Source organism: Azohydromonas sediminis, assembly GCF_003574675.1.
Classification (GTDB): Bacteria; Pseudomonadota; Gammaproteobacteria; order Burkholderiales; family Burkholderiaceae_C; genus Calidifontimicrobium; species Calidifontimicrobium sediminis.
Window position 1 is genome coordinate 1 of sequence record NZ_QOAZ01000012.1, and the last position, 25,158, is coordinate 25,158.

The window sequence follows — 25,158 nt, forward strand, 5'->3', positions numbered from 1 at the left end:
CGCCGCACCCTCGTCCCAGCGCACGTGCATGCGCCCGCCCAGCGTGTCCACCACCTGCGGCGCGCCGGCCGCCACTTCGGCCGCCAGGGCCACCTCGCGCATGCGTTGTTTGCTCTCACCCATCGGGTGAGTGTGCCAAGACCCGTCAAAGCCGCGCCAGTGCTCGCTTAGCGCGCGATGACGGACGGTGAACTGCTGGATTCAGGGTCAGTCGAGCACGACCTCGGTGCGCACCGCACCGGCGCGGTCGCAGCGCGCCGACAGCGGCAGCCGCGTGCCGGCCGGCGCGCGCACGATCCACTCGGCCACCGCGCGGTCGGCGGTCAGCTCACGGTTCGGCAGAAACGCGAGCAGCGAGTTCTTCGGCGCGTGGCCGGCGAGGTGCGGCCCCTCGACACGCGGCTTGCCGGCCACGAGCGACACCGCCGGCGCGCGGCCCGCGTCGGGCAGGTGGATCTCGAACACGACGCCACGCACCGTCTTGCGGTCGAGCGCGCGCTGCGTGACGTGGCTCGGCAGGTAGCCCGCGTTGGCCACCGCGAAGCGCACGCGCCACGTGTCGTCGCCGAGGCGCTGCACCTCGGTGCGCAGCAGCTCGAGCTTCGGCAGGCTGAGCGCGAGCTGCGTCAGCCACGCCGGGAAGCGCGCCGCCTCGCGCTCGCGCAGCGCCGGCGGCGGGTTGCGCCAGAAGTTCATCTTGTCCCAGCCGCCGATCTCGACCTCGCCGAGCTGCGGGTGGTGGAACGGCGTCCAGTCGACATAGGCCTGGCCGCCGCAGTGCTCGTCGCTCCACTTCAGTAGCTTGAGGTCGTCGGCCACCGGGTGGTCGCGGTACCACTCGATCCATTGATAGTCGGTGATTCCGGCTTCCTTGTTCGGCGCCCAGATCTCGACCGTCCAGAACAGCGCGCCGAGGTGCTCGTAGACCCAGTCCTGCGTGCCGGTGATGATCTCCTTCGGGTGGTACTTGAACTCGTGGAAGATGCTGATCGCCGGGTAGCCGGTGAGCTTCGCGCCGATGTCCGACAGGCGCTTGTACATCCACAGGTCCTCGGGCGTCATGTCGTCGTCGGACTGCGTGCCCATCGGCCGCAGGATGACGCCGCTGTGCGTGTGGAAGCTCACCGCGGCGCCGATGTTGCGGTGCGCGACGAAGAAGTCGACCATCGCGCGCACCTCGGGCTCGCTCACCGGGTACGGCCCGGCGCCCGGCTGCTCGAACTCCTGCCGCCAGTACGCGGGGAAGTTGCGGTTGAGGTCCAGGCCCTCCCTGTCTTTGTTCGCGGTGATCGTCAAGCCGTCGAAGTTCTTCAGCGTGCCCTCCGGAATGACGCGGTAGTAGGTGCCGCCGACCTCGCCGGGCTCGCGCGGCACCATCAGCCGCGGCTCGTCGGGGTGGCACTTGTAGGGCCCGTGCGGGTCGCGGATGCGCATGCTGAGGATGCGCCCGTCGCCGTCGACGTCTTCGATCGTCAGCCCGTCGACCGGCGCCTCGTCGTACGGGTACGGCCGCGTCGAGCTGCGGATGTGGCGCGGGCGCTCGGCGAGCGCGAGCTCGGCGCCGTCGGGGTTCAGCCGCGGACACAGGTAGACCGCGCGCGTGTCGAGCAGCTGCGTGACCTGCGCATCGCTGCCGTAGCGCGTGACGAGCTGGTGCAGCCAGTACAGACACGCGGTGCACGCCGTCAGCTCGGCGGCGTGGATGTTGCCGTCGACCCAGAACGCGGGTTTGTCGGTGTCGGCGCCGGTGGCGGCGTTCGTGACGGTGACGAGCCAGATCTCGCGCCCTTCCCAGCTCCTGCCGATCGAGCGCACCGCGACGAGGTCGGGCCGCGCGGCGGCGTAGCCGTGCAGCAGGCGGGTCAGCTCGTCGTGGCGCGGGAAGAGCGAGAAGTCGGGGATCGGCAGCGGCATCGGCGGCGGGCAAGACGGCGGTCGGCGCGATTCTCGGCCAGCGACGGCGGCGGCACGCCCGGCCGCGACGACGCAGAATCGAGGCGTTGCCAAGGATTCGCATCGATGCCACTGCATTGCGCCATGCGCCACATCGCCGCCGCGGGTCGGCTGCCCGCGTCGACGCGGGGGCTGCGCGCCAACGTCGTCGCGCCGGGCCGTGACGCCGCCACCGGGCGCGCGCCCGCTCACGCCACCGCCGGGCGCATGCCGGCGCTTCGGCGCGCGCTGCAGCCCGGTACCGGCGCACAGACCACGGCCGGCGGCTGACGCGTGCGGGCGATGCGACGCACGGCCGTTTCGATCGCCGCCTGGCTCGGCACGCTGGTCGCCGTGCTGGTCGCCGCACTGGCGTCGTCGCCGGCACGCGCCGACGACGGCGACGGCTGGACGCACGGCTACGCCGCGTTCGGCGCGCCGAAGTACCCGCCCGACTTCACGCACTTCGAGTACGTCGACCCGAATGCGCCCAAGGGCGGCACGCTGTACCTGCGCAACCCCGACCGGCGCACCAGCTTCGACAAGTTCAACCCGTTCACGACGCGCGGCAACGCGCCCGCGGGACTGTCGATCTTCATGTTCGAGCCGCTGGCCGTGATGTCGGGCGACGAGCCGCAGACGATGTACGGGCTGCTCGCGCAGTCGATGCGCGTCGCGCCCGACCGCTCGTCGGTCACGTTCCGCCTGCACCCGCAGGCACGCTTCACGAACGGCGACCCGGTGACGGCCGCCGACGTGCAGCACAGCTTCGCGATGCAGTCGGGGCCTCATGCGGCGCCGGGGCTGCGCGCGGTGCTCGCCGTCGTCGAGCGCGCGGCGGTGCTCGACGAGCGCACGATCCGCTTCGACCTGAAGGAGCGCACCGCCGACGCCGTGTTCACCGTCGGCACGCTGCGCGTGTTCTCGCGCAAGTGGGGCGCGCAGCCGGACGGCACGCCACGCCGCTTCGACGAGATCGTCAGCGAGCACCCGATCACCAGCGGCCCGTACACGATCGCGCGCGCCGACGGCGGTCGGCGCATCGAGTTCGTGCGCGACCCGAACTACTGGGCGCGCGACCTGCCGGTGCGCCGCGGCTTCTTCAACTTCGACCGCGTCGTCTACCGCTACTACCGCGACGCCGCGATCGCACGCGAGGCGTTCAAGGCCGGCGAGTTCGATATCCTGCGCGAGTACTCGTCGCGCGCGTGGGTGCGCCAGCACGTCGGGCCGAAGTGGGACGACGGGCGCATCGTCAAGGACCCCTTCGAGACGCAGGTCGGCCAGGGGATGCAGTCATACCAGCTGAACCTGCGCCGCCCCAAGTTCCAGGACCTGCGCGTGCGCCGCGCACTCGACCTGACCTACGACTTCGACACGCTCAACCGGCTGAAGGCCTTCAGGCGCGTCGAGAGCGTGTTCAGCAACTCCGACTTCGCCGCGCAGGGCGAGCCGAGCGCGGCCGAGCGCGCACTGCTCGAGCCGTTTCGCGCCGAGCTGCCGCCCGAGGTGTTCGGGCCGGCGTACCGCGCCCCGACGACCGGCGGCGAGCCGGCGCGGCTGCGCGCCAACCTGCTGCGCGCGCGCGCGCTGCTGCAGGAGGCCGGCTGGACGCTCGCCCCCGACGGCAAGCTGCGCAACGCCGCCGGCGAAGCCTTCGTGATCGAATACCTCTCGCCGAGCGAGGGCGCGCGCATCCCCGACTGGGAGCTGAACCTCAAGAAGCTCGGCATCGAGCTGAAGGTGCGCAGCGTCGACTTCGCGCTGTACCGCCGCCGGCTCGAGACCTTCGACTTCGACATGATCACGATCGTCGAGTCCGACTTCCAGCTGCCCAACGCGTCCGACCTCGTCAACAGCTACGGCAGCAAGGCTGCCGACGAGCCGGGCAGCAGCAACTTCCGCGGCGTGAAGAGCCGCGCGGCCGACGCCTTGCTGCAGGCGATGGCCCGCGCCACGACGCTCGACGAGCTGCGCACCGCCGCGCGTGCGTTCGACCGCATCGTGATGTGGAGCGCGTGGCAGGTGCCCGACCTGTACGCCGCCGACGAGAAGGCGAGCTACTGGAACCGCTTCGGCAAGCCCCGCGTGCGGCCGAAGTACTTCACCGTCGAGAGCGCGCTGTCGGACAACCCGGCGTGGGCCGTGACGACCTGGTGGGTCGACGACTCGCTGCCCGGCAGCCGGCGCAAGTAGGCGGCCGCGAGAGGACCCGATGCTCGGCTACATCGTCAAGCGCATCCTGCTGATGGTGCCGACGCTGCTCGGCGCGCTGACGATCACGTTCGTCGTGATCCAGTTCGTGCCTGGCGGACCGATCGAGCAGATCCTGGCCGAGGCGCGCACCGCCGGCGGCGGCGAGGGCGGCGTGTACCGCGCCGGGCGCGACAGCGACGCAAAGCAGATCGAGGAGCTGAAGAAGCTGTACGGCTTCGACAAGCCGGCGCACGTGCGCTACGTCGAGATGCTCGGCGCGTTCCTGCGCTTCGACCTTGGCCGCAGCTTCCTGCACAACAAGCCGGTGTGGGACCTGATCAAGGAGAAGCTGCCGGTGTCGATCAGCCTCGGGCTGTGGACCTTCGTGATCTCGTACCTGATCTCGCTGCCGCTGGGCATCGCGAAGGCGGTGCGAGAGGGCACGCGCTTCGACGCGCTGACCTCGCTCGTCGTGCTGGTGGGCTTCGCGATCCCCGGCTTCGTGCTCGGCGTGCTGCTGATCGTGCTGTTCGCCGGCGGCACCTACCTCGAGTGGTTCCCGCTGCGCGGGCTGACCTCCGACGACTGGCACGAGCTGAGCTGGCCGATGCGCATCGTCGACTACCTGTGGCACCTCGCGCTGCCGCTGACCTGCTTCGTGATCGGCAGCTTCGCGGTGACGACGCTGCTGACGAAGAACACCTTCGTCGAAGAGATGCGCAAGCAGTACGTGCTGGTCGCGCGCGCGAAGGGGCTCTCGGAGAAGCGCGTGCTGTGGAAGCACGTGTTCCGCAACGCGCTGATCCCGCTCGTCACCGGCTTTCCGGCTGCGTTCGTCGGCGCGTTCTTCGCCGGCTCGGTGCTGATCGAGACGCTGTTCTCGCTCGACGGGCTGGGGCTGCTCGGCTTCGAGTCGGTGACGCGGCGCGACTACCCCGTCGTGCTCGGCTCGCTGTACCTGTTCACGCTGATCGCGCTGGTCGTCAAGCTGGTGTCGGACGTGCTGTACGTCGTCATCGACCCGCGCGTGCAGTTCGGCTCGGTCGGCCGCTGAGCAGCCCCCGATGAGCGCCGTGCTGCCCCCCGTCGCGACACCCGAGCCCGGCGCCCCGCCGCGGCCGGCGCTCCAGCCGATGTCGCCGAACCAGCGTGCGTGGGCGCGCTTCAGGCGCAACCGCCTCGGCGTCGTTTCGCTGTGGGTGTTCGTCGCGATGCTCGTCGTCGCGACCTTCGCCGAGCTGATCAGCAACGACCGCCCGCTCGTCGCGCGCTACGAGGGCACGACGTATTTCCCGCTGTTCAAGAACCACCCCGAGACGACGTTCGGCGGCGACTTCGGCACCCCCACCGACTGGACCGACCCGTTCATCGCCGAGCAGTTCGCGAAGCCCGGCCACTGGGCTGTCTTCACGCTCAACCGCCACGGCGCCGACAGCAGCAATTACTTCACCAAGAAGATCGACCCCGCGCCGCCGTCGGCCGACAACTGGCTCGGCACCGACAGCAACGGCCGCGACATGGTCGCGCGGCTGCTGTACGGCTTCCGCGTCAGCATCTGGTTCGCGATCGCGCTGACCGTCACCGGCACGCTGCTGGGCATCGCCGCCGGCGCACTGATGGGCTACTTCGGCGGGCGCATCGACCTGACGCTGCAGCGGCTGATCGAGATCTGGGCCGCGGTGCCCGAGCTGTACCTGCTGATCATCTTCGCCAGCATCTTCGAGCCGTCGCTGCTGCTGCTGCTCGTGCTGCTGAGCCTGTGGGGCTGGATGGGGCTGTCGGACTACGTGCGCGCCGAATTCCTGCGCAACCGCGCGCTCGAGTTCGTCAAGGCCGCGCGCGCGCTCGGCCTGACCGACGGCCAGATCATCTGGCGCCACGTGCTGCCGAACTCGCTGACGCCGGTCATCACGTTCCTGCCGTTCCGCATGAGCGGCGCGATCGTCGCGCTGACCTCGCTCGACTTCCTCGGCCTGGGCGTGCCGCCGTCGGTGCCGTCGCTCGGCGACCTGCTGCGCCAGGGCAAGGCCAACCTCGACGGGTGGTGGATCATCGTGCCGACCTTCGTACTGCTCGTGCTGACGATGCTGCTGCTGACCTTCATCGGCGACGCGCTGCGCGACGCGTTCGACACGCGCAAGTCGTGACGCGCACCGGCCCCACCGGCGGCGCGCGCGCGTCGCGCCCGCCCGCATGACGCCCGCACCGCCGGCGGCTACCGCCCGCGCCGAGCGCCTGCTCGCGGTGACCGGCGTCGCCGCCGTCGCGGTGCCGGCGCTGATCGCGTTCAACCTGCCGCCGTCGTCGACCTTCTTCAACCAGGCCACGGCGTTCGGCCTGTGGGGGCTGTTCGTCGCCGCGGCGGCGTGGCGCGTGCGCACCGACGTCGCCGCGGCACTGCGCGCGACGTGGCCGCTGTGGGCGGTGCTCGCCGCGATCGGCGCTTTCGCGCTCGCCGGCTGGCTCGCGGGCCCGCTGCCGGCCAGCCTCGTGCTCGCGCCGCTGGGCGTGCTCGCCGCGGCCGCGGTCACTCTCGTCGCCGCCGCGGCCGGTGCGTTGCAGCCGGCGGCAGTGCGCGCGTTCGCGCTCGGCCTCGTCGCGGCCGGCGCACTGAGCGCGCTCGTCGCGATGGTGCAGGTGTTCGCGCCGGACTGGGCCGACGGCGAGTGGATCGCGCGTTCGACGCTGCCCGGCCGCGCGGTCGGCAACCTGCGCCAGCCGAACCACCTCGCGACGCTGCTGCTGTGGGCGGCGATCGCGCTGGTGCCCTTCGTCGACCGCGCGCGCGGCGCGCGCACCGTCGCGCTGGCCGCGCTGGTGTGGGCGGTGCTCGTCGTCGCGACGCAGCTCACCGGCTCGCGCACCGGGCTGCTCGGCGTCGGGCTGCTCGCGCTGTGGTGTCTCGTCGACCGGCGGCTGGGCCGGCGTGCACGTGCGCTGCTGGGGACGGCGCCGCTGCTGTACGCGCTGGCGTGGGCCGTGGCGGCGCTCGCCGCGCAGCAGGGCTGGGGCACGTTCGGCACCGCGACGCGCGCCGCGCAGGCCGACCCGTCGAGCTCGCGCTTCGCGATCTGGTCGGACACGCTGGCGCTGATCGCCGCGCAGCCGTGGACCGGGGTCGGCTTCGAGCGCTTCAACTTCGCGTGGACGCTGACGCCGTTCCCGCAACGGCCGGTCGCCTACTTCGACCACACGCACAACCTGCCGCTGCAGTTCGCCGTCGAGTTCGGTGTGCCGACTGCTGTCGCGCTGACGGCGCTGCTCGCGATCGCGCTCGCGCGCGCGTGGCGCGCCGCGCGCACCGGGCGCGACGGCGTCTGGCGGCGCGCGTTCGTCGCGCTGATCGTGCTCGTCGGCACGCACAGCCTGCTCGAGTATCCGCTGTGGTACGCCCACTTCCTGCTGCCGGCCGCGTGGGCGTGGGGGGCCTGCCTGGCACCGGTGCCGGGCGGGTCCGACGACACAGCGCCGCGGCGCCTGGGCCTCGTCGTCGCCGGGCTCGCGATGGCGCTCGCGGCGCTGGCGGCCACCGCCGACTACCTGCGCGTGGCGCGCATCTTCACGGCGTCGGCCGGCGCGGCGCCGCTCGCGCAGCGCATCGCCAGCGGCCAGGCGAGCCCGCTGTTCGGCCACCACGCCGACTACGCCGCGGCGACGACGGCACAGCGGCCGTCGCAGGCGCTGCCGGCGTTCGAGCGCGCGGCGTACCACCTGCTCGACGCACGGCTGCTCGGCGCGTGGGCGCGCGCGCTCGACGAGGCCGGCGACAGCGAGCGCGCGCGCCACGTCGCCGCGCGTCTGCGCGAGTTCCGCCGCCCTGAAGCACAGGCCTTCTTCAAGGACTGCGACGCGGTGCCGGCGGGCGCGCCGGTGCCGTTCCCGTGCGCGGCACCGACGCGGCCGCTGACGTGGCGCGACTTCGAGCGCTGAAGCGCCGCGGCTCAGCCGGCCGCGACCCAGTGCCCCGACTTGCCGCCGCGCTTCTCGAGCAGGCGCACGCCGTCGATGACCATGCCGCGGTCGACGGCCTTGCACATGTCGTAGACGGTCAGCAGGCCGACCTGCACCGCCGTGAGCGCCTCCATCTCGACGCCGGTGCGCCCGAGCGTCTCGACCTGCGCGGTGCAGTGCACCGCGTGCTGCGCCTCGTCGAGCTCGAACTCGACGGCGACCTTGGTCAGCGCCAGCGGGTGGCACAGCGGGATCAGGTCGGCAGTGCGCTTGGCGCCCTGGATCGCCGCGATGCGCGCGACGCCGATCACGTCGCCCTTCTTCGCGCTGCCGCTCTTCACGAGCTCGAAGGTCGCCGGCTGCATGCGGATCGTGCCGGTCGCGCGCGCGACGCGGTGCGTCGCGTCCTTCGCGGCGACGTCGACCATGTGCGCCTGGCCGTGGGCGTCGAAGTGCGTCAGCGGTGAAGTCATGGAAACCTGCGGGCAACGTGGCGGTGCGATGATTGTCGGCCCTGCGCGCTGAACCGGCACTGCGGCGCGCGCTCCAAGCGCATGCGCCACCTCGCCGCCTTCCGTTGAAAAAGTCCCTCGTCCACCTCGTCGCTGCCGCGCTCGTCGCGTCCGGCTGGCCTGCGGCCGCGCCGGCGCAGGTGCGGCTGCCCGCGCTCGGCGACGCCGTCGCCGACGACTTTCCCGTCAGCACCGAGCGCCGGCTGGGCGAGCAGATCATGCGCGAGGTGCGGCGCGACGCGGCCTACCTCGACGATGCGCTGCTGCTCGACTACCTGCAGTCGCTGTGGGCGCCGCTGGTGGCCGCGGCGCGCGCGCGCGGCGACATCGGCGCCGACATCGACGCCGCGTTTGCGTGGCAGGTCTTCCTCGTCAGCGACCGCGCCGTCAACGCGTTCGCGCTGCCCGGCGGCCACGTCGGCGTGCACCTCGGCCTGATCGCGATGACGGCGCAGCGCGACGAACTGGCGTCGGTACTCGCGCACGAGCTCGCGCACGTGACGCAGCGCCACATCGCGCGGCGCATCGCGAGCTCGCAGCGCATGAGCGTCGTCGGCATGACGGCGATCCTGCTCGGGCTGATCGCCGCCAGCCGCGCCGGCAGCGCCGACGCGGCGCAGGCGGCCGTCGTCGGCGGGCAGGCGGCGATGGTGCAGCAGCAGCTGAACTACTCGCGCGAGATGGAGCGCGAGGCCGACCGCATCGGCTGGGGCGTGTTCATCGACGCCGGCTACGAGCCGCAGGGCATGGCCTTCATGTTCGAGCGCCTCGCGCAGGCGTCGCGCCTCGTCGACGACAACAGCTTCCCGTACCTGCGCACGCACCCGCTGACGGTCGAGCGCATCGGCGAGGCGCGCTCCCGGCTCGAGGCGGCGCCTGCAAGGCGCGCGCCGCCGCCGAACGTGTTCGAGCACCCGCTGATGCAGGCGCGCGCGCGCGTACTGATGGACACCGGCGTGCAGGCGCTGCGCCGCGTGCAGGCGCAGGTGGCGCCCGTCGACGCCGGCGTGCCCGAGCGGCTCGCGGTGCACTACGGGCAGGCGCTCGCGTCGCTGCGCCTGAACGAGCCGGCCGCGGCCGAGCGCGCGCTGGCCGACGCGCGTGCGCTGCTGCGCGCGAGCCCGCGGCTCGACGCGCACGACGTGCGCGCGGCGCGCGCGCTCGACCTGCTCGACGCCGAGGTGCGCGTCGCCCGCGGCGATGCCGCCGGCGCCGTTGCGCTGCTCGACCGCGACGGCGCCCCGTCGCGGCCGGTGCTGCTGCAGCGCGCGCACGCGGCACTGGCCGCGCATCGCGCCGGCGCGCCGCCGGCCATGCTGCGCGCGAGCGTCGAGGCGTTGCAAACCTGGGTCGCCGAGCGGCGCGACGACTCCGCCGCGTGGTCGCTCCTGGCGCAGGGCGCGGCGCTGCTCGGCCAGCCGCTGCGCGCGGTGCGCGCCGAAGCCGAAGTGCAGGCCGCCCTCGGCGACCTGCCCGGCGCGATCGACCGCCTGCGCGCCGGCCAGCGGCTTGCGCGCGAAGGCGGCACCGCCGACTTCATCGAGCTGTCGGTGATCGACGCGCGGCTGCGCGAGCTGCAGGCCGAGCTGCGCGCCCGCCAGTCCGAACAGCAGCGCGGGGGCTGAGCGCCGCGGCTCCAAGCCCGCCTGCGCGGGCTTGGACGGCGCGAAGGGGCCGAGCTGTGCGAGGCCCAGGGACAGGCGCCGCGTCTCCAAGCCCCGGCCCGCGGCACGAAAGCGGTCGAGCCGGCCGATCAGTGCTGGCGGCCGAACAGCTGCTCGAGCGCGGCGTCGATGACGAGCGCGCACAGGCTGTAGATCACCGAGCCGATCAGCGCCGCGCCGAACCCGGCGACGTTGAAGTTGTCGAGCAGCGCCGCGGCGGCCCAGAACATCAGTGCGTTGACGACGAACAGGAACAGCCCGAGCGTGACGAGCGTGATCGGCAGCGTCAGCAGCACCAGCACCGGACGCACCAGCGTGTTCAGCAGGCCGAGCACGAGGGCGGCCCACAGCGCCGACGTGTAGCTCGTGACCTGCACGCCGGGGTACAGCGACGCGACGAGCAGCAGCGCGCACGCGAGCAGGAACCATCGAAGCAGCAGCAGCATGGACCCAGCATAGCAGTCGCCCGGCGCGCACCGCCGCAGCGTGCGCCGCGGCCGAGTGACGCCTCGCCGCGACACACGGCCTTGCCCGGCGGCAGAACGTGTGTTTTCAGAGGGAAGACGCCTTCTCAACACATGACGGCAGCATTACCATTCGCGCCGCAGGGCAGATGCGAGAAACGAGGGCTCATGCGGTCCTCGCCCACTCCCGGCACATCAGCAACCACATGATGGAGAAGATCCAAATGGCAACTGCGAAGAAAGCCCCGGCGAAGAAAGCGCCGGCCAAGAAGGCGGTCGCGAAGAAGGCGCCGGCGAAGAAGGTCGCCGCGAAGAAGGCCCCGGCCAAGAAGGTCGCCGCGAAGAAGGCGCCAGCCAAGAAGGCGGCCGCCAAGAAGGCCCCAGCCAAGAAGCGCACGCCGAATGCCGCGTTCATGAAGGCGATGACGCCAAGCGACGCGCTGGCCGCGATCATCGGCAAGGGCCCGTACCCCCGCACCGAGGTGACCAAGCGCGTGTGGGACTACATCAAGAAGAACAAGCTGCAGGACGCGGTCAACAAGCGCATGATCAACGCCGACGAGAAGCTCAAGGAGATCTTCAAGAAGGCGCAGGCGTCGATGTTCGAGATGACGAAGATGATCAACGCCCACCTGAAGTGACGGTGGGCCGTGGCCGCCGCGGCGGCCGCGAGCGACGAAGCCGGTGCCCCGCACCGGCTTTTTTCATTCCGGCAGGCCGAACAGCCGCGCGCCGTTGCCCCAGCCGATGCGTCGCGCGACCTCCAGTGGCAGCTCGCCGAGCCAGCGGCGCGCCTCGCCCATCTGCGCCTCGTAGTACTGCCAGCGCGCGTTGACCCAGGTATCGGAGCCGACGAGGAAACGCTCGGGGAACTCGAGCATCAGCGCACGCCACGCGGGCGCGAGCCGCCCGTCGACGACGAGCCCCGGGCGGTACGACAGCTCGCCGATCAGCGTCGGGTGGCGTTGCAGCAGCTCGCGCACGCGCTCGACGGGCACGCCGCCGATGCCGGTGTGGGCCCAGATCAGCCGCGCGTTCGGCGCGTGCGCGAACAGCTTCTCGACGGCGACGTCGTCGCAGTGCGCGAGCACGACGAGGCCGCGCGCCTGCGCGAGCTGCATCAGTTCGCGCGCGATCGGGCCGTCGGCGTTGGCGCTGTCGTAAAGGTGAAACTCGCCGAGGCCGCGATACAGGCCGGCGACCGTGCCGGCCGCGAGCTCGGCGTCGACCATGCGCGCGATCGCCGGGTCGCGGAACCACGACGCGTAGTCGGCACGGTCGCGGTACAGGCGCACGAACGGCACGACGCTGACACCGGCCGCGCGCGTCGCGTCGGTGGCTGCGGCGAGCGACTTCGTGCCGTCGTTGGGCCGGCTGTTGGCGATGATGGCGCGCACGCCGCTGCGCTGCATGCGCGCGAGCACGTCGGGCAGCGGGTGGGGCTCGCGCGCGTCGTCGTTGTAGTGCAGGTGCGCGTCGAACAGCGGGCCGTCGTACGGCGCGGCGAGGCCGGTCGCGGCCGCCGCGGCGAGTGCAAGCGCGGCGACGACGCGGCTGCCACGTCGGGCGTGCATCGCTGCCTCAGCCAATGTGGCGGCGCAGGAACGCGAGCGTGCGCTCGCGCGCGAGCCGCGCCGCCTCGGCGTCGAAGCTCGCGCGCTCGTCGCAGTTGAAGCCGTGCAGCGCGTCGTAGACGTGCACCTCGACCTCGGGCCGCTGCTCGCGCAGCGCCTCGACGCCGGACAGCGGGATGTGCGCGTCGCGCGCGCCGAAGTGCGCGAGCACCGGGCAGCGCGGTGCGAGCGCGGCGTGCTCGGGAATGCCGCCGCCGTAGTACGGCACCGCGGCGGCGAGGCCGTCGAGCCGGGCCGCGGCGAGCCAGGTCAGCAGCCCGCCCCAGCAGTAGCCGACCATGCCGACGCGACCGGCGCGCGCGGCGTGCGCGACCGCGGCGGCGAGGTCGAGCAGCGGCCGCTCGTTGCCGCAGGCCTCCTTCAGCGCGCGCCCGCGCTGGATGGCGGCGTCGTCGTAGCCGAGCTCGACGCCGCGCTCGACGCGGTCGAACAGCGCCGGCGCCACGGCGAGGTAGCCGTCGGCGGCGTAGCCCTCGGCGACGCGGCGGACGTGGCCGTTCAGGCCGAAGATCTCCTGCACGACGACCAGCCCGCCGCGCGGCGCGCCCGCAGGCGCAGCGACCCAGGCAGCGAAGCGGTGGCCGTCGGCGGCCTGCAGCGTGATCGATTCGGGCATAGCGGTCTCCGGGAATGGATCAATCAGGGCGTGAGTCGCCGCGCAAGCGGCGCTCGACGAAGTCGAGCCGGTCCTGGCCCCAGAACATCTCGCCGTCGACGACGTAGCTCGGCGCACCGAACACGCCGGCGTCGATCGCGCGCTGCGTGTAGGCGTCGTACTGCTGGTGCACGCGCTGCGTGTGCGCGTCGTCGAGCCGCGCGGGGCTCAGCCCCTGCTCGCGCAGCAGCTCGCCGAGCACGGCCTCGTCGGCGATGTGGCGCTCCTCGGCCCACACGGCGCGCAGCACGGCACCGGCGAAACGCATCGCGGCGTCGGTGCCGTCCCTGAGGTCGACGGCGATGATCAGCCGCGCCGCGTCGTCGCCCGAGACCGGGAAGTAGCGCGGCTCGGGCACCAGCGGCAGGTTCAGCCAGCGGCTGAAGCGCTTCAGCTCGAGCAGGCGGTACGCCTGGCGCTGCGGTGCGCGCTTGGCCAGCGGCAGCCCGCCGCTGGACGGGAACACGCGCCCGCCCAGGTCCACCGGCATCACGCGGACGGCCGCGCCGGCGGCGCGCGCGAGGTCCCAGAAGCGCTGGTGGCCGAGGTAGCACCACGGCGAGTTCGGGGCGAGGTAGTAGTCGACGACGAGTGGCATGCGCGGTCCCTCCGGCCGTCGCCGCGGTGGGCGAGGCGCCGCACCTTACCCGATGTGGCGCCACCGCGTGCGCGGCGGGGGCGGCTACGCGGCGGCCAGCTTCGCGGCGAGGAAGCGCCCGGTGTGGCTCGCCGCGCAGGCGGCCACGTCCTCGGGCGTGCCGACCGCCACCACCCGCCCGCCGCCGGCGCCGCCCTCGGGACCCATGTCGACGATCCAGTCGGCGGTCTTGATGACGTCGAGGTTGTGCTCGATGACGACGATCGTGTTGCCGGCATCGCGCAGCTGGTGCAGCACCTTCAGCAGCAGCTCGATGTCGGCGAAGTGCAACCCCGTCGTCGGCTCGTCGAGGATGTACAGCGTGCGGCCGGTGTCGCGCTTCGACAGTTCGAGCGCGAGCTTGACGCGCTGCGCCTCGCCGCCCGACAGCGTCGTCGCGCTCTGCCCGAGCTGCACGTAGCCCAGGCCCACGTCGAGCAGCGTGCGCAGCTTGCGCGCGATCGCCGGCACCGCGGCGAAGAAGTCGTGCGCCTCCTCGACCGTCATCGCGAGCACGTCGCGGATGTTGCGCCCCTTGTAGACGATCTCGAGCGTCTCGCGGTTGTAGCGCGCGCCGCCGCAGGTGTCGCACGGCACGTAGACGTCGGGCAGGAAGTGCATCTCGACCTTGGTCACGCCGTCGCCCTGGCAGGCCTCGCAGCGGCCCCCGCCGGCCGACGCCGGGACGTTGAAGCTGAAGCGCCCGGGTCCGTAGCCGCGCTCGCGCGCGGTGGGCACCTCGGCGAACAGCTCGCGGATCGGCGTGAACACGCCCGTGTAGGTGGCCGGGTTGCTGCGCGGCGTGCGCCCGATCGGGCTCTGGTCGACGTCGATGACCTTGTCGAACGCGTCGAGGCCCTCGATCTCGTCGTGCGGCGCCGGCTCGAGGTGGCTCTGGTAGAGCTTCCTCGCCACCGCGGCGTACAGCGTGTCGTTGACGAGCGTCGACTTGCCCGAGCCCGACACGCCGGTCACGCAGGTGAACAGCCCGACCGGAATCTCGACGGTGACGCCCTTCAGGTTGTGGCCGCGCGCGCCGACGATGCGCAGCACGCGCGGGTCGGTCTGCGCCGCGAGCGTCGCGCGCCGCCGCGGCACCGCGATGCGCGCGGTGTGCGCGAGGTAGCGCCCGGTCAGCGAGTCGGGGTTCGCGGCCACCTCGGCCGGCGTGCCCTGCGCGACGACACGCCCGCCGTGCACGCCGGCGCCCGGGCCCATGTCGATCACGTGGTCGGCGGCGCGGATCATGTCCTCGTCGTGCTCGACGACGAGCACCGAGTTGCCGAGGTCGCGCAGGTGGCGCAGCGTCGCGATCAGGCGCTCGCTGTCGCGCTGGTGCAGCCCGATGCTCGGCTCGTCGAGCACGTACATCACGCCCGTGAGCCCCGAGCCGATCTGGCTCGCGAGCCGGATGCGCTGCGCCTCGCCGCCCGACAGCGTGTCGGCGCTGCGCTCGAGGTGGAGGTAGTCGAGCCCAACGTCGACGAGGAACTTCAGCCGCGCGCGGATCTCGCGCAGCACCGGCGCCGCGATGCCGGCCTGCGCGCCGTGCAGCCGCAGCGCGTCGAAGTACGCCAGCGCGTCGGCGAGCGTCGCGCGCTCGACCTCGTAGATCGGCTTGCGCTCGCCGTCGGCGCCGCGCAGGAACACGTGGCGCGCCTCGCGCCGCAGCCGCGTGCCGGCGCACGCCGGGCACGGCCGGGCGGCCTGGTAGCGCGCGAGCTCCTCGCGCACGGTGGGCGAGTCGGTCTCGCGAAAGCGCCGCTCGAAGTTCGGGATGATCCCTTCGAACGGATGGCGGCGCCTGACCGTGCGCACGCGCCCGCCCGCCCCCTCGGCACGGTAGGTGAACTCGATGTCGGTGTCGCCCGACCCGTAGAGCACCACCTGTCGGTGCGCGGGCGCGAGCTGCTCGAACGGCGTCTCGACGTCGAAGCCGTAGTGCTTCGCGACGCTCTCGAGCAGCGCGTGCGTGTAGGCGTTGCGCCGGTCCCAGCCCTTGACCGCGCCGCCGGCCAGCGACAGGCTGGGGAAGGCGACGACGCGCTCGGGGTCGAACACGGTGACGCTGCCCAGACCGTCGCACTGCGGGCACGCGCCCACCGGCGAGTTGAAGCTGAACAGCCGCGGCTCGAGCTCGGGCAGCGCGTAGCTGCACCGCGGGCAGCCGAAACGGCGGCTGAACACGTGTTCGTCGCCGCGGTCGAGGTCGAGCGCGAGCGCACGCCCGTCGGCCAGCGCGAGCGCGGCCTCGAAGCTCTCGGCCAGCCGCTGGCGCAGCGCGGCGTCGCCGGCGCGCGTGCGCACACGGTCGACGACGACGTCGATGTCGTGCTTCTCGCCCTTCTTCAGCGCCGGCAGCGCGTCGGCCTCGACGACACTGCCGTCGACGCGAAAGCGCACGTAGCCGCGCGACTGCCAGTCGGCGAACAGCTCGGCGAACTCGCCCTTGCGCTCGCGCACGACGGGCGCCAGCACCGCGAGCCGCGTGCCCTCGGGCAGCGCGAGCACCGCATCGACCATCTGCGCGACGCTCTGCGCGGCGAGCGGCAGGTCGTGGTCGGGGCAGTACGGCGTGCCGGCGCGCGCGTACAGCAGGCGCAGGTAGTCGTGGATCTCGGTGACGGTACCCACCGTCGAGCGCGGGTTGTGGCTGGTGGCCTTCTGCTCGATCGCGATCGCCGGCGCCAGCCCCTCGATGACGTCGACGTCGGGCTTGTCCATCAGCTGCAGGAACTGCCGCGCGTAGGCGCTCAGGCTCTCGACGTAGCGCCGCTGCCCCTCGGCGTACAGCGTATCGAACGCGAGGCTGGACTTGCCCGAGCCCGACAGCCCGGTGATCACGACGAGCGCGTGCTTCGGGATGTCGAGGTCGACGTTCTTCAGGTTGTGCGTGCGCGCGCCGCGCACGCGGATCAGCGACGACGGCGGCGGGAGGGCGGAGGTGGCCATGCGCGCGAGACAGCGAACCGGCCATGATAGCGAGCGCCCCGCGCGAGGACGGGCCCGCCCGCCTTCGCGCCGCAGGCCGCGCGCCGGGCCGCGACATCAGCGACGACGGCAGGCCGATCGACCGCCACGCCGGGCGCGCAGCGGCCAGCAACGGCACAAGCCAAGCGCCGACAATATGGCTGCATGCGCATGCAGCATTGCACGAGGAGCCCGGCATGAGCCTGTTCACCCCCCTGTCGCGCCGCCGCTGGCTGCTCGGCGCCGCGGCCGTCGGTGCCACCGCGGCCGCCGAGTGGCTGCCCGGTGCGCCGCTGGCCACGCTTGCGCGCGCGGCCGACGGATTCAAGGACTTCTTCGAAGGCCCGCCGGTCAAGGACTACCCGCTGCGCCGCATCAGCCAGCGCGTGTGGATGGTGTGGACGCCCGACGGCTTCCCGACGCCCGAGAACCAGGGAATGATGTCCAACGTCGTGTTCGTCGTCACCCGCGACGGCGTCGTCGTGCTCGACAGCGGCGGCTCGCTGCAAATCGGCCAGATGGCGATCCGGCGCATCCGCACCGTGACCGACAAGCCGGTGGTGGCCGTCTTCAACTCGCACTACCACGGCGACCACTGGCTCGGCAACCACGCGTTCCGCGACGCATTCGGCGCGTCGCTGCCGATCTACGCGCTGCCGGCGTGCATCGACGAGATCGCCGGCGTGCAGGGCAACCTGTGGCGTTCGCTGCTCGAGCGCTGGACCAACGGCGCGACGCTGGGCACGCAGGTCGTCGTGCCGAACCGCCCGGTGGCGCACGGGCAGGAGTTGCGCTTCGGCGACACGACGCTGCGGCTGCACCACTACGGCGTCGCGCACACGCCGTGCGACCTGTGCGTCGAGATCGTCGAGGACCGCGTGACCTATGTCGGCGACGTCGCGATGCACCGCCGCATCGCGAACATGGACGACGGCAGCTACCTCGGCACGTTCCGCACCTTCGACGCGCTCGAGAAGCACACGAAGAGCCAGATCTGGGTGCCCGGCCACGGCGACGCCGGGCCGAACCTGCTGCGCGAGAACCGCGAGCTTTTCGAAGGCATCTACCGGCCGTGCGAGCAGGCGGTCAAGAACGGCGTCGCGCTCGAGCAGGCCAAGGCACTCGTGCTCGCCGACCCGCGGGTCAAGAAATACGCCGCGGTCACGCAGGGCTTCGAGTCGAACATCGGCAAGTACACCAGCCTCGCCTACCTCGAGGCCGAGAAGGAGGCGTTCTAGCCGCACGGGGCCGCGGCCCCGGCTGAGCGCCGCCGTGCACACCCGGCGCGCCGGCCGCGCCGCCGGGCCGGCCGTGTCGGCCGCTACGCGCCGAACGCCGCGGCCGGCAGGGTCGCGCCGACCGGGTCGAACCACGCCAGCCGCCCGTGCAGGCGCACGACCTCGCCAACGATCGTCAGGCACGGTGAACGCAGCCCGGCCGCCGCGACCTTCTGCGGCAGGTCGGCGAGCGTGCCGGTGACGACACGCTGCTCGGGCAGCGTGCCCTGCTGCACGACGGCCGCCGGCATGTCGGCGCGCTGGCCGTGCGCGAGCAGCTGTGCACAGATCGACGGCAGCGCCGACAGGCCCATGTAGATCACGACCGTCTGGCGCTCGCGCACCAGCGCCGGCCAGTCGAGCTCGGCACTGCCGTCCTTCAGGTGGCCGGTGACGAACAGGCACGACTGCGCGTGGTCGCGGTGCGTCAGCGGGATGCCGGCATAGCTCGACACGCCGCACGCCGCGGTGACGCCGGGCACGACCTCGAACTCGATGCCCTCGGCGGCGAGCGTCTCGATCTCCTCGCCGCCGCGGCCGAAGATGAACGGGTCGCCGCCCTTGAGCCGCACGACGCGCTTGCCCTCGCGCGCCAGCCGCACGAGCAGCGCATTGATCTCGCGCTGCGGCATGCTGTGCTGGCTGCTGCGCTTGCCGGCGTACAGGCGTTCGGCGTGCGGCGCGACGAAGTCGAGCACCTCGGGCGCGACGAGCGCGTCGTAGACGACGGCGTCGGCGTCGCGCAGCAGCCGCACCGCGCGCAGCGTCAGCAGCTCGGGGTCGCCGGGGCCGGCGCCGACGAGCGCGACGCGCCCGCGCGCGGGCGACGGCGTGCGCGCCGGGTGGCGGATCCAGTCGGGCAGGTCGACCATCGTGTTCATCGCTGTCGTCTCCGTGGGCACCGTCGTGCAGCCTCAGCCGCCGCAGCGCGAGCAGCCGCCGCTGCCGCAGCCGCGCGCCGGCGGCGCCTCGTCGGCGGGGGGAATGAAGATGAAGCGCCGCTCGCCCGGCTCGAGCTCGACCCAGTCGAGCGTCGTGCCCCGCAGCAGCGGGCGGCTCGCGGCCGCGACGACGACCGTCAGACCGTCGAACTCGAGCGCCTCGTCCTCGTCGTGGGTGTCGTCGAAGCCCATGCCGTACTCGATCGAACCGTCGTCGGCGCGCCGCGCCGCGACGCGCAGCGCCATGCCCACCGCACGGCCCTGCAGCGCGGCGCTGCGGATCTGTTCGAGGGCGGCGTCGGTCACGGTCAGCATCGGCAGGCTCCAGAAGCGTGTGGGTTCACGCGGCGAGCGCCAGGCCCGGCGCGGCGGCGGTCGCGCGGCAGCGGCGCACGAAATCGACGAAGCGCGGCGCCCAGTCGCTTCCGGCGCCGGTGCGCAGGTGGCTGTACGACGCGACGAGGTGGCCGACGACGACGCCGTCGCACGCCCCGTCGACGCCGTGGCCGCGCTGCACGCGGTACGCGAAGGCAGTGTGCGGTGCGAGGCCGTCGAGCCTCGAGTGGTGGAACTCGTGGCCGTGCAGCACGGTGCCCGAGGCCAGCCCCCACGGTTGCTCGGCAAGGGCTTCGAGACGCACGTAGCCGCGGCCGACGGGCTTCGCGTGCATCGTCACGTCGCCCGGGATCGCGCCGACCATCTCGGCGCAGCGATCACCCCAGCGGATCGAGCGCGCGAGGTACATCAGCCCGCCGCACTCGGCGTAGGTGGGCAAGCCGGCGGCGATCGCGTCGCGCAGCGCACGGCGCAGCGCGACGTTGGCCTCGAGCTCGGCCATGAACACCTCGGGGAAGCCGCCGCCGACGAACAGCCCGTCGACGGCGGGCAGCGACGTGTCGTGCAGCGTGTCGATCGGCACCAGGCACGCGCCCGCCGCTTCGAGCGCCGCCAGGTCGTCGGCGTAATAGAAGCCGAACGCGCGGTCGCGCGCGATGGCGATGCGCACGTCGGCGCGCGGGGTGGCCGCGGGCCGACGCGGCGCAGGCCCCGCCCACGTCGGCGCCGAGGCGGCGACGGCGCGCACGCGGTCGAGGTCGACGCCGTCGGCGACGAGGGTCGCGATCTGTGCGACGCGCTCGGCGGCGCCGTCGAACTCGGCGTCGGGCGTGAGGCCGAGGTGGCGCTCGGGCAGCACGAGGCGCTCGTCGCGCGCAATCGCGCCGAGCACCGGCACGTCGGTGTACGCCTCGAGTGCGGCGCGCAGCTTGGACTCGTGGCGCGCGCCGCCGACCTGGTTCAGGATCACGCCGGCGATGCGCACGCCACGGTCGAAGGCCTGGAAGCCGAGCACGAGTGGCGCGACGCCGCGCGTCATGCCGCGCGCATCGAGCACGAGCACGACCGGCGCGCCGAGCTGCTTGGCCAGCGCCGCGTTGCTGTTGCTGCCGTCGAGTGCGAGCCCGTCGTGCAACCCCTTGTTGCCCTCGATCAGCGCGAGGTCGCAGCCGGCGGCTGCGTCGGCGAACGTCGCGCCGATCGCCGCAGGCGTCTGCAGGTGCGGGTCGAGGTTGACGCAGGCGCGGCCGGCCGCGCGCGTCAGCCACATCGGGTCGATGTAGTCGGGCCCCTTCTTGAACGGCTGCACCGCGACGCCGCGCGCCGCGAGCGCCGCGGCGAGCCCGATCGCGACCGTGGTCTTGCCCGACGACTTGTGCGCCGCCGAAATGAACAGGCGCGGCAGCGGCGTCACGACGACGCGCCCTCCGTCGCAGGCGCCGCCTTCGCGGGCGGTGCGACGTCGTCCTGCGGCAGGAAATCGAGCACGCGCACGCCCACCGTCGTCAGCACGAACGCCGCGCCGACGCCGCCGAAGCCGAGCAGCCACTCGGGCAGGCGGGGCACGTAGTGCTCGACGGCGCCGTCGGCAAACGGGCTCGTCACGACGTGGCCGGGGAAGATCTCGAGCGGGAACGCCTGCCCGCCGATGATGAACACGAACAGCCACGCGAAGGCGCCGAGCACGACGAGCGCAGCGGCCACCAGCAGGCTGCTGCCGTCGGGCTTGGGCCTGAACAGCAGCGCCTGCGGCGCGAGCGAGCCGACGAGCACGTAGCCGACCCAGAACAGCAGCGCGAACGTGCCGCCGCCGTCGCGGCCGAACAGGATGAAGGCCTCGAACGCGCCCTGGCGCGCGAAGTACAGGTTCGTCAGGTGGTACACCGCCACCAGGTACAGCGACGCGGCGATGAACACGCCGAGCAGGCGCGCCAGGCGGCGCTGGATCTCGGCCGGCAGCGTGATGCGGTTCCACGCGTACATCGTCGACTGCACGACGAGGAACACCGCCAGGCCCCAGCCGAACGACAGCACGATGAACAGTGGCGCGAGCAGCGCCGACTGGTAGGCCTGGCGCGCGACGAGGAAGCCGAAGATCGAGCCGGTGCCGGTGGTCAGCACGAAGCGCCACACCAGCGCGGCGATGCCCGCCGGCTTTGACCAGCGGTTCATGCGGCGCTCGAACATCGTCCACAGGTACAGCGCGACGATCGCCGCCATGCCCGAGTACAGGAACACGTTCCAGGCGAACACCGACTTGAAGTTGTAGTGCGTCGCCGCGACGATCACGCGCTCGGGGCGGCCGAGGTCGAGCATCAGCACCATCAGGCCGCCGGCCAGCAGCGCCAGGCTCAGCAGCCCCGACAGCGGCGCGCGCTTCTTGTAGACCGTGTGGCCGAACACCGAGCCGATCGACGCGACGTTGAGCACGCCCGATGCAGCGACGATCATGAAGATCGCGAACACGTGCGGCAGACCCCAGACGACCTGGTTCGTCATGCCGGTGACGACGTGGCCGTGCACCTCCATGTAGTGCGCGGCGCCGAGCCCGATCGCGGTGACGAGGCCGCCGGCGAGCACCAGCAGCCAGAAGCGGCGCGCGTCGTCGCGCGCTTCGGCGAGCGCCGTCATGACGTGATCCCCTGGTAGCGCACGCCCGGGTCGAGCCGCAGGTCGGCGCGCAACTGCACGCTCGCGACCTCGCGCAGGCGCTTCGAGATCGCGCTGTCAGGATCGTTGAGGTCGCCGAACAGGATCGCGCCGTGGCCGGCCTTCGTGCACGCCTCGGCGCACGCGGTCGTCGTGCCGCCGGCGTCGATGCGGTGCACGCACAGCGTGCAGCTCTCGACGCAGCCCTTGCCGCGCGGCACGTCGGGCTTCTGGTTGGTCAGCGGCTCGTGCACGAACGAGCGCGCCTTGTACGGGCAGGCCATCATGCAGTAGCGGCAGCCGATGCAGATGTGGCGGTCGACGAGCACGATGCCGTCGGCGCGCTTGAACGACGCGCCGGTCGGGCACACGTCGACGCACGGCGGCGACGCGCAGTGCTGGCACATCACCGGTGCCGAGCTGACGCGCCCGGTCTTGATCTCCTTGATCTCGACCTTGCGGATCCACTGCGCCGAGGTCGGCGTCGGCCGCGGGTCGAGCCCGTTCTCGGCGTTGCAGGCGTCGACGCAGTCGGTGCAGCCGCTGGCGCACTTCGTCGTGTCGATCAGCAGACCCCAGCGCACCTTCGGGTTGGCGCCCGCAGTGGGGCCGTCGGCGCCGGCGGCGCGCGCGACCTCGATCAGCCGGACACCGGGGGCGACCATCACGCCGGCCAGTCCAGCGGCGGCGACGCCGAAGAAGCCGCGCCGCGTGGCCTTGGCGGCATCGCGGGCCGCGGCAGGGGCGTGCTCGTGTTCGCTCATGGTTTCAGCAGCTGCAAGGTGGCGGCGTCGACCGCGGCGATGCCGCCGTCGAGCTGGCGCGCCTGCGCCCCGAGGCGCATCACGGCCGCCGCGTTCGGCCCCACCGGCACGATCGGGTGGAACGCGGTGGGCGCCGGCTTCGTCGCGTGGCACTCGAAGCAGTCGATGCGCACCGCGGTGTAGCTGTGGCAGCTGATGCAGAAATTGGTTTCGGCGGCGGCGACGCTGCCAGTCGTCGGGCTCGCGTGGCACGCGATGCAGGCCTTCAGGCTCGCCTTCGCGCCGCGGATGCCGCCGTGGACCGTCTCGTCGCGCTGGTGCTTGAGCATCGCCGGGTGCTCGCGGCGCATCGTCGCCGGGTCGGCGATGCACTGGGTGCCGGGCTTCGCCGGCTCGATCACCGGCTTGGGCGTGCGGCCGCTGCCCTGAGCCAGCGCGGCGGTGGCGGCTGCACCCAGCGCCAGCGACAGGATCCCCAACCGCCACGCCGCGGTGGTCCAAGCGGCCGCCGCGGATCCGGCTTCGCCGGTCCGCTGGCGGCGCCCCCCCGGGGGGGAGGCGCCGAAGGCGCTGCGGGGGGGGGCCATCACTCCCCGAGACCCATCTGGATGTACCCGGTCGGGCACACGTCGTGGCAGATGTGGCAGCCGATGCACTTCGTGTAGTCGGTGTCGACGTAGCGGCCCGTCGTCGCCTGCGACTTCTTGACCTTGAACACCGCGGTCTGCGGGCAGTAGACGACGCAGTTGTCGCACTCGAAGCACAGCCCGCAGCTCATGCAGCGCTTGGCCTCGGCGATCGCCTCGGCCTCGGTCAGCGGCAGCACGCGCTCGTCGAAGTTGTTCAGTGCCTGCTCGGCGGTCAACGTGACGATCTTGCGCTTGTGGCGCGGCGTGTACTGGAAGTGACCGAGGAACAGCTCCTCGTGCGGGATCACGTAGCGGTCGGAGCGGTTGTCGAAGTTGTGGATCGCGACGTTGGTGCTGTCGGTGCCGCGGATCGGCTCGTGCACCTCCGACAGCACGAGCCCCTTCTCGATCAGCTTGCGCTGGATGTCCCAGGTGTGGACATCGATCTTCGGCCGCTTGTCGAGCGGCTCGCCGGCGAGGTAGCGGTCGATGCCGTCGGCGACGATCGCGCCGTGGCCGATCGCGGTCGTCAGCAGGTGCGGGCGCACGACGTCGCCGCCGACGAACATGCCCTTGTGGCCCTGGACCTGGTAGTTCTTGTCGGCGCTGATGCCGCCCTTGCCGTTGTTCAGCGCCTCGAGGCCGGTGAAGTCCACCGCCTGGCCGATCGCCGAGACGATCAGGTCGGCCGGGATGTCCTCCTCGGTGCCTTCGATCATCTTGATCTCGAGCCGGCCGCCCTTGATCGACGCCTCGCAGCGCGCGACGCGCAGCGCGGTGGCGCGCCCGTCGGGGCCGCGCACGACGGCCACCGGCGCGAGCCCGCCGCGGATCGCGATGCCTTCGGCGAGCGCGTGCTCGACCTCGTGCTTGCTCGCCTGCATCTTGTCGACGGCGAAGATCGACGTCAGCGTCACTTCGGCGCCCTGGCGCGCCGACACCGACGCGACGTCGTGCGCGACGTGGCCGGCGATCGCCATCTCGGGGCGGTCCTTCTCGTGGACCTGCTCGATGTGGCCGAGGCGGCGCGCGACGGTGGCGACGTCGATCGACGTGTCACCGCCGCCGACGACGACGACGCGCTTGCCGACGTGGCGCAGTCGGCCGTCGTTGAACGCCTTCAGGAATGCGGTGGCGGTGACGCAGTTCGGCGCGTCGGCGCCTTCGACCGGCAGCGGGCGGCCGCTTTGCGCACCGAGGCCGAGGAAGACGGCGTCGAACTCGGCCTGGATCTGCTCGAGCGTGATGTCGGTGCCGATGCGCGTGTTCAGGCGCGCCTCGACGCCGAGGTCGAGGATGCGCTGGATCTCGGCGTCGAGCACCCGCCTCGGCGTGCGGAAGCCCGGGATGCCGTAGCGCATCATGCCGCCGAGCTCGGCGCGTTCGTCGAAGATCGTCACCGAGTGGCCCTTGCGCGCGAGCTGGTACGCCGCCGACAGCCCGGCCGGGCCGCCGCCGATCACGGCGACCTTCTTGCCCGTGAGCTTCTCGGGCTTCGGGAACTGCAGGTTGTTCGCGATCGCGTACTCGCCGAGGAAGTGCTCGACCGAGTTGATGCCGACGAAATCCTCGACCTCGTTGCGGTTGCACCCGGACTCGCACGGCGCCGGGCACACGCGGCCCATCACGGACGGCAGCGGGTTGGCCTCGGTCAGGCGCCGCCACGCGTACTCCTGCCACGGCACGCCGGCCGGCGGCTTCTCGATGCCCCGCACGATGTTCAGGTAGCCGCGGATGTCCTCGCCGGACGGGCACGACGCCTGGCACGGCGGCGTGCTCTGGATGTACGTCGGGCACTTGTGCGAGTGGTCGGCGTCGAAGATCTGCTCCTGCCAGCGCTTGATCTTGTGGTCGCCGTCCTTGAAGCGGCGGAAGGTCAGCGGCTTGACGTCGGTGGTCTCGGTTGCGGCAGACATCGCGGGTCTCCTGGGGAATCGTGTGCGGCGG

General features: G+C 72.4%; 22 protein-coding genes. 8 read left to right on the plus strand and 14 right to left on the minus strand.

Annotated elements, in window-relative coordinates; translation table 11 throughout:
- Nucleotides 1-207 precede the first annotated feature (207 nt).
- Nucleotides 208-1,914: a M14 family metallopeptidase gene (locus tag DRV96_RS08450; protein ID WP_119289871.1), complete on the minus strand. Its 1,707-nt coding sequence runs from the start codon at nt 1,912-1,914 to the stop codon at nt 208-210.
- Between the two features lie 105 nt (nt 1,915-2,019).
- Between DRV96_RS08450 and DRV96_RS08455 the strand changes: the two genes are divergently transcribed.
- From DRV96_RS08455 to DRV96_RS08475, 5 genes are read left to right on the plus strand one after another with little or no spacing between them, the layout of a single operon-like run.
- Nucleotides 2,020-2,223, plus strand: a complete 204-nt coding sequence (locus DRV96_RS08455; protein WP_162910988.1) for a hypothetical protein — start codon at nt 2,020-2,022, stop codon at nt 2,221-2,223.
- A 12-nt stretch (nt 2,224-2,235) separates the two neighbouring features.
- Nucleotides 2,236-4,128 (plus strand): extracellular solute-binding protein, encoded by a 1,893-nt coding sequence (locus DRV96_RS08460; protein WP_119289875.1) that lies wholly within the window; start codon nt 2,236-2,238, stop codon nt 4,126-4,128.
- 19 nt (nt 4,129-4,147) lie between these two features.
- On the plus strand, nt 4,148-5,182 hold the full coding sequence (locus DRV96_RS08465; RefSeq protein WP_119289877.1) for a microcin C ABC transporter permease YejB: 1,035 nt from the start codon (nt 4,148-4,150) through the stop codon (nt 5,180-5,182).
- Nucleotides 5,183-5,192: 10 nt separating this feature from the next.
- On the plus strand, nt 5,193-6,275 hold the full coding sequence (locus DRV96_RS08470) for an ABC transporter permease (protein ID WP_119289879.1): 1,083 nt from the start codon (nt 5,193-5,195) through the stop codon (nt 6,273-6,275).
- Nucleotides 6,276-6,321: 46 nt separating this feature from the next.
- Nucleotides 6,322-8,058, plus strand: a complete 1,737-nt coding sequence (locus DRV96_RS08475) for a PglL family O-oligosaccharyltransferase (protein WP_119289881.1) — start codon at nt 6,322-6,324, stop codon at nt 8,056-8,058.
- Nucleotides 8,059-8,069: 11 nt separating this feature from the next.
- On the opposite strand, the gene moaC is transcribed toward DRV96_RS08475, so the two are convergent.
- Nucleotides 8,070-8,552 (minus strand): cyclic pyranopterin monophosphate synthase MoaC, encoded by a 483-nt coding sequence (gene moaC, locus DRV96_RS08480; protein WP_119289883.1) that lies wholly within the window; start codon nt 8,550-8,552, stop codon nt 8,070-8,072.
- Between the two features lie 104 nt (nt 8,553-8,656).
- Here moaC and DRV96_RS08485 point away from each other — a divergent pair, with 104 nt between their 5' ends.
- Entirely contained in the window at nt 8,657-10,216 is a 1,560-nt protein-coding gene (locus DRV96_RS08485; protein WP_235823338.1) for a M48 family metalloprotease, read from the plus strand.
- A gap of 128 nt (nt 10,217-10,344) precedes the next feature.
- Here the strand turns inward: DRV96_RS08485 and DRV96_RS08490 are convergent, their stop codons facing one another.
- Entirely contained in the window at nt 10,345-10,701 is a 357-nt protein-coding gene (locus tag DRV96_RS08490; RefSeq protein WP_119289885.1) for a phage holin family protein, read from the minus strand.
- Between the two features lie 242 nt (nt 10,702-10,943).
- Here DRV96_RS08490 and DRV96_RS08495 point away from each other — a divergent pair, with 242 nt between their 5' ends.
- The gene (locus tag DRV96_RS08495) at nt 10,944-11,360 is read left to right on the plus strand and encodes an SWIB/MDM2 domain-containing protein (RefSeq protein ID WP_119289887.1); all 417 of its coding nucleotides are present in this window, start codon (nt 10,944-10,946) and stop codon (nt 11,358-11,360) included.
- Between the two features lie 63 nt (nt 11,361-11,423).
- Here DRV96_RS08495 and DRV96_RS08500 read toward each other — a convergent pair whose 3' ends face one another.
- The 4 genes from DRV96_RS08500 to uvrA all read right to left on the minus strand — a co-directional run bounded on the left by DRV96_RS08500 (nt 11,424) and on the right by uvrA (nt 16,597).
- Nucleotides 11,424-12,293, minus strand: coding sequence for an amidohydrolase family protein (locus DRV96_RS08500; protein ID WP_119289889.1), 870 nt, complete (start codon nt 12,291-12,293; stop codon nt 11,424-11,426).
- 7 nt (nt 12,294-12,300) lie between these two features.
- On the minus strand, nt 12,301-12,969 hold the full coding sequence (locus DRV96_RS08505; protein ID WP_119289892.1) for a dienelactone hydrolase family protein: 669 nt from the start codon (nt 12,967-12,969) through the stop codon (nt 12,301-12,303).
- Nucleotides 12,970-12,988: 19 nt separating this feature from the next.
- The gene (locus DRV96_RS08510) at nt 12,989-13,606 is read right to left on the minus strand and encodes a 2-hydroxychromene-2-carboxylate isomerase (RefSeq protein ID WP_119289894.1); all 618 of its coding nucleotides are present in this window, start codon (nt 13,604-13,606) and stop codon (nt 12,989-12,991) included.
- Between the two features lie 84 nt (nt 13,607-13,690).
- The gene (gene uvrA / locus DRV96_RS08515) at nt 13,691-16,597 is read right to left on the minus strand and encodes an excinuclease ABC subunit UvrA (RefSeq protein ID WP_119289896.1); all 2,907 of its coding nucleotides are present in this window, start codon (nt 16,595-16,597) and stop codon (nt 13,691-13,693) included.
- Nucleotides 16,598-16,812: 215 nt separating this feature from the next.
- On the opposite strand from uvrA, the gene DRV96_RS08520 reads away from it, so the two are divergent.
- Nucleotides 16,813-17,853 carry an MBL fold metallo-hydrolase gene (locus tag DRV96_RS08520; protein WP_119290029.1) on the plus strand — a complete coding sequence of 347 codons (1,041 nt, stop codon included), beginning with the start codon at nt 16,813-16,815 and terminating at the stop codon, nt 17,851-17,853.
- Between the two features lie 83 nt (nt 17,854-17,936).
- Here the strand turns inward: DRV96_RS08520 and cobA are convergent, their stop codons facing one another.
- The 7 genes from cobA to DRV96_RS08555 form a co-directional block, all read right to left on the minus strand.
- Nucleotides 17,937-18,773, minus strand: a complete 837-nt coding sequence (gene cobA, locus DRV96_RS08525; RefSeq protein WP_119289898.1) for a uroporphyrinogen-III C-methyltransferase — start codon at nt 18,771-18,773, stop codon at nt 17,937-17,939.
- A 33-nt stretch (nt 18,774-18,806) separates the two neighbouring features.
- The gene (locus tag DRV96_RS08530) at nt 18,807-19,148 is read right to left on the minus strand and encodes a HesB/IscA family protein (RefSeq protein ID WP_119289900.1); all 342 of its coding nucleotides are present in this window, start codon (nt 19,146-19,148) and stop codon (nt 18,807-18,809) included.
- A gap of 25 nt (nt 19,149-19,173) precedes the next feature.
- Complete coding sequence (locus tag DRV96_RS08535; protein WP_235823339.1) at nt 19,174-20,583, minus strand: cobyrinic acid a,c-diamide synthase CobB; 1,410 nt, start codon at nt 20,581-20,583, stop codon at nt 19,174-19,176.
- On the minus strand, nt 20,580-21,800 hold the full coding sequence (gene nrfD / locus DRV96_RS08540) for an NrfD/PsrC family molybdoenzyme membrane anchor subunit (protein WP_119289902.1): 1,221 nt from the start codon (nt 21,798-21,800) through the stop codon (nt 20,580-20,582). Before nrfD ends, DRV96_RS08535 begins: the two co-directional genes overlap by 4 nt.
- Nucleotides 21,797-22,582 (minus strand): sulfate reduction electron transfer complex DsrMKJOP subunit DsrO, encoded by a 786-nt coding sequence (gene dsrO, locus DRV96_RS18755; RefSeq protein WP_272867952.1) that lies wholly within the window; start codon nt 22,580-22,582, stop codon nt 21,797-21,799. Before dsrO ends, nrfD begins: the two co-directional genes overlap by 4 nt.
- Nucleotides 22,579-23,061, minus strand: a complete 483-nt coding sequence (locus DRV96_RS08550) for a hypothetical protein (protein WP_210757001.1) — start codon at nt 23,059-23,061, stop codon at nt 22,579-22,581. The genes dsrO and DRV96_RS08550 overlap by 4 nt, the downstream gene beginning before the upstream one ends.
- A 107-nt stretch (nt 23,062-23,168) precedes the next feature.
- Complete coding sequence (locus tag DRV96_RS08555; RefSeq protein ID WP_119289904.1) at nt 23,169-25,127, minus strand: NAD(P)-binding protein; 1,959 nt, start codon at nt 25,125-25,127, stop codon at nt 23,169-23,171.
- Nucleotides 25,128-25,158 lie beyond the last annotated feature (31 nt).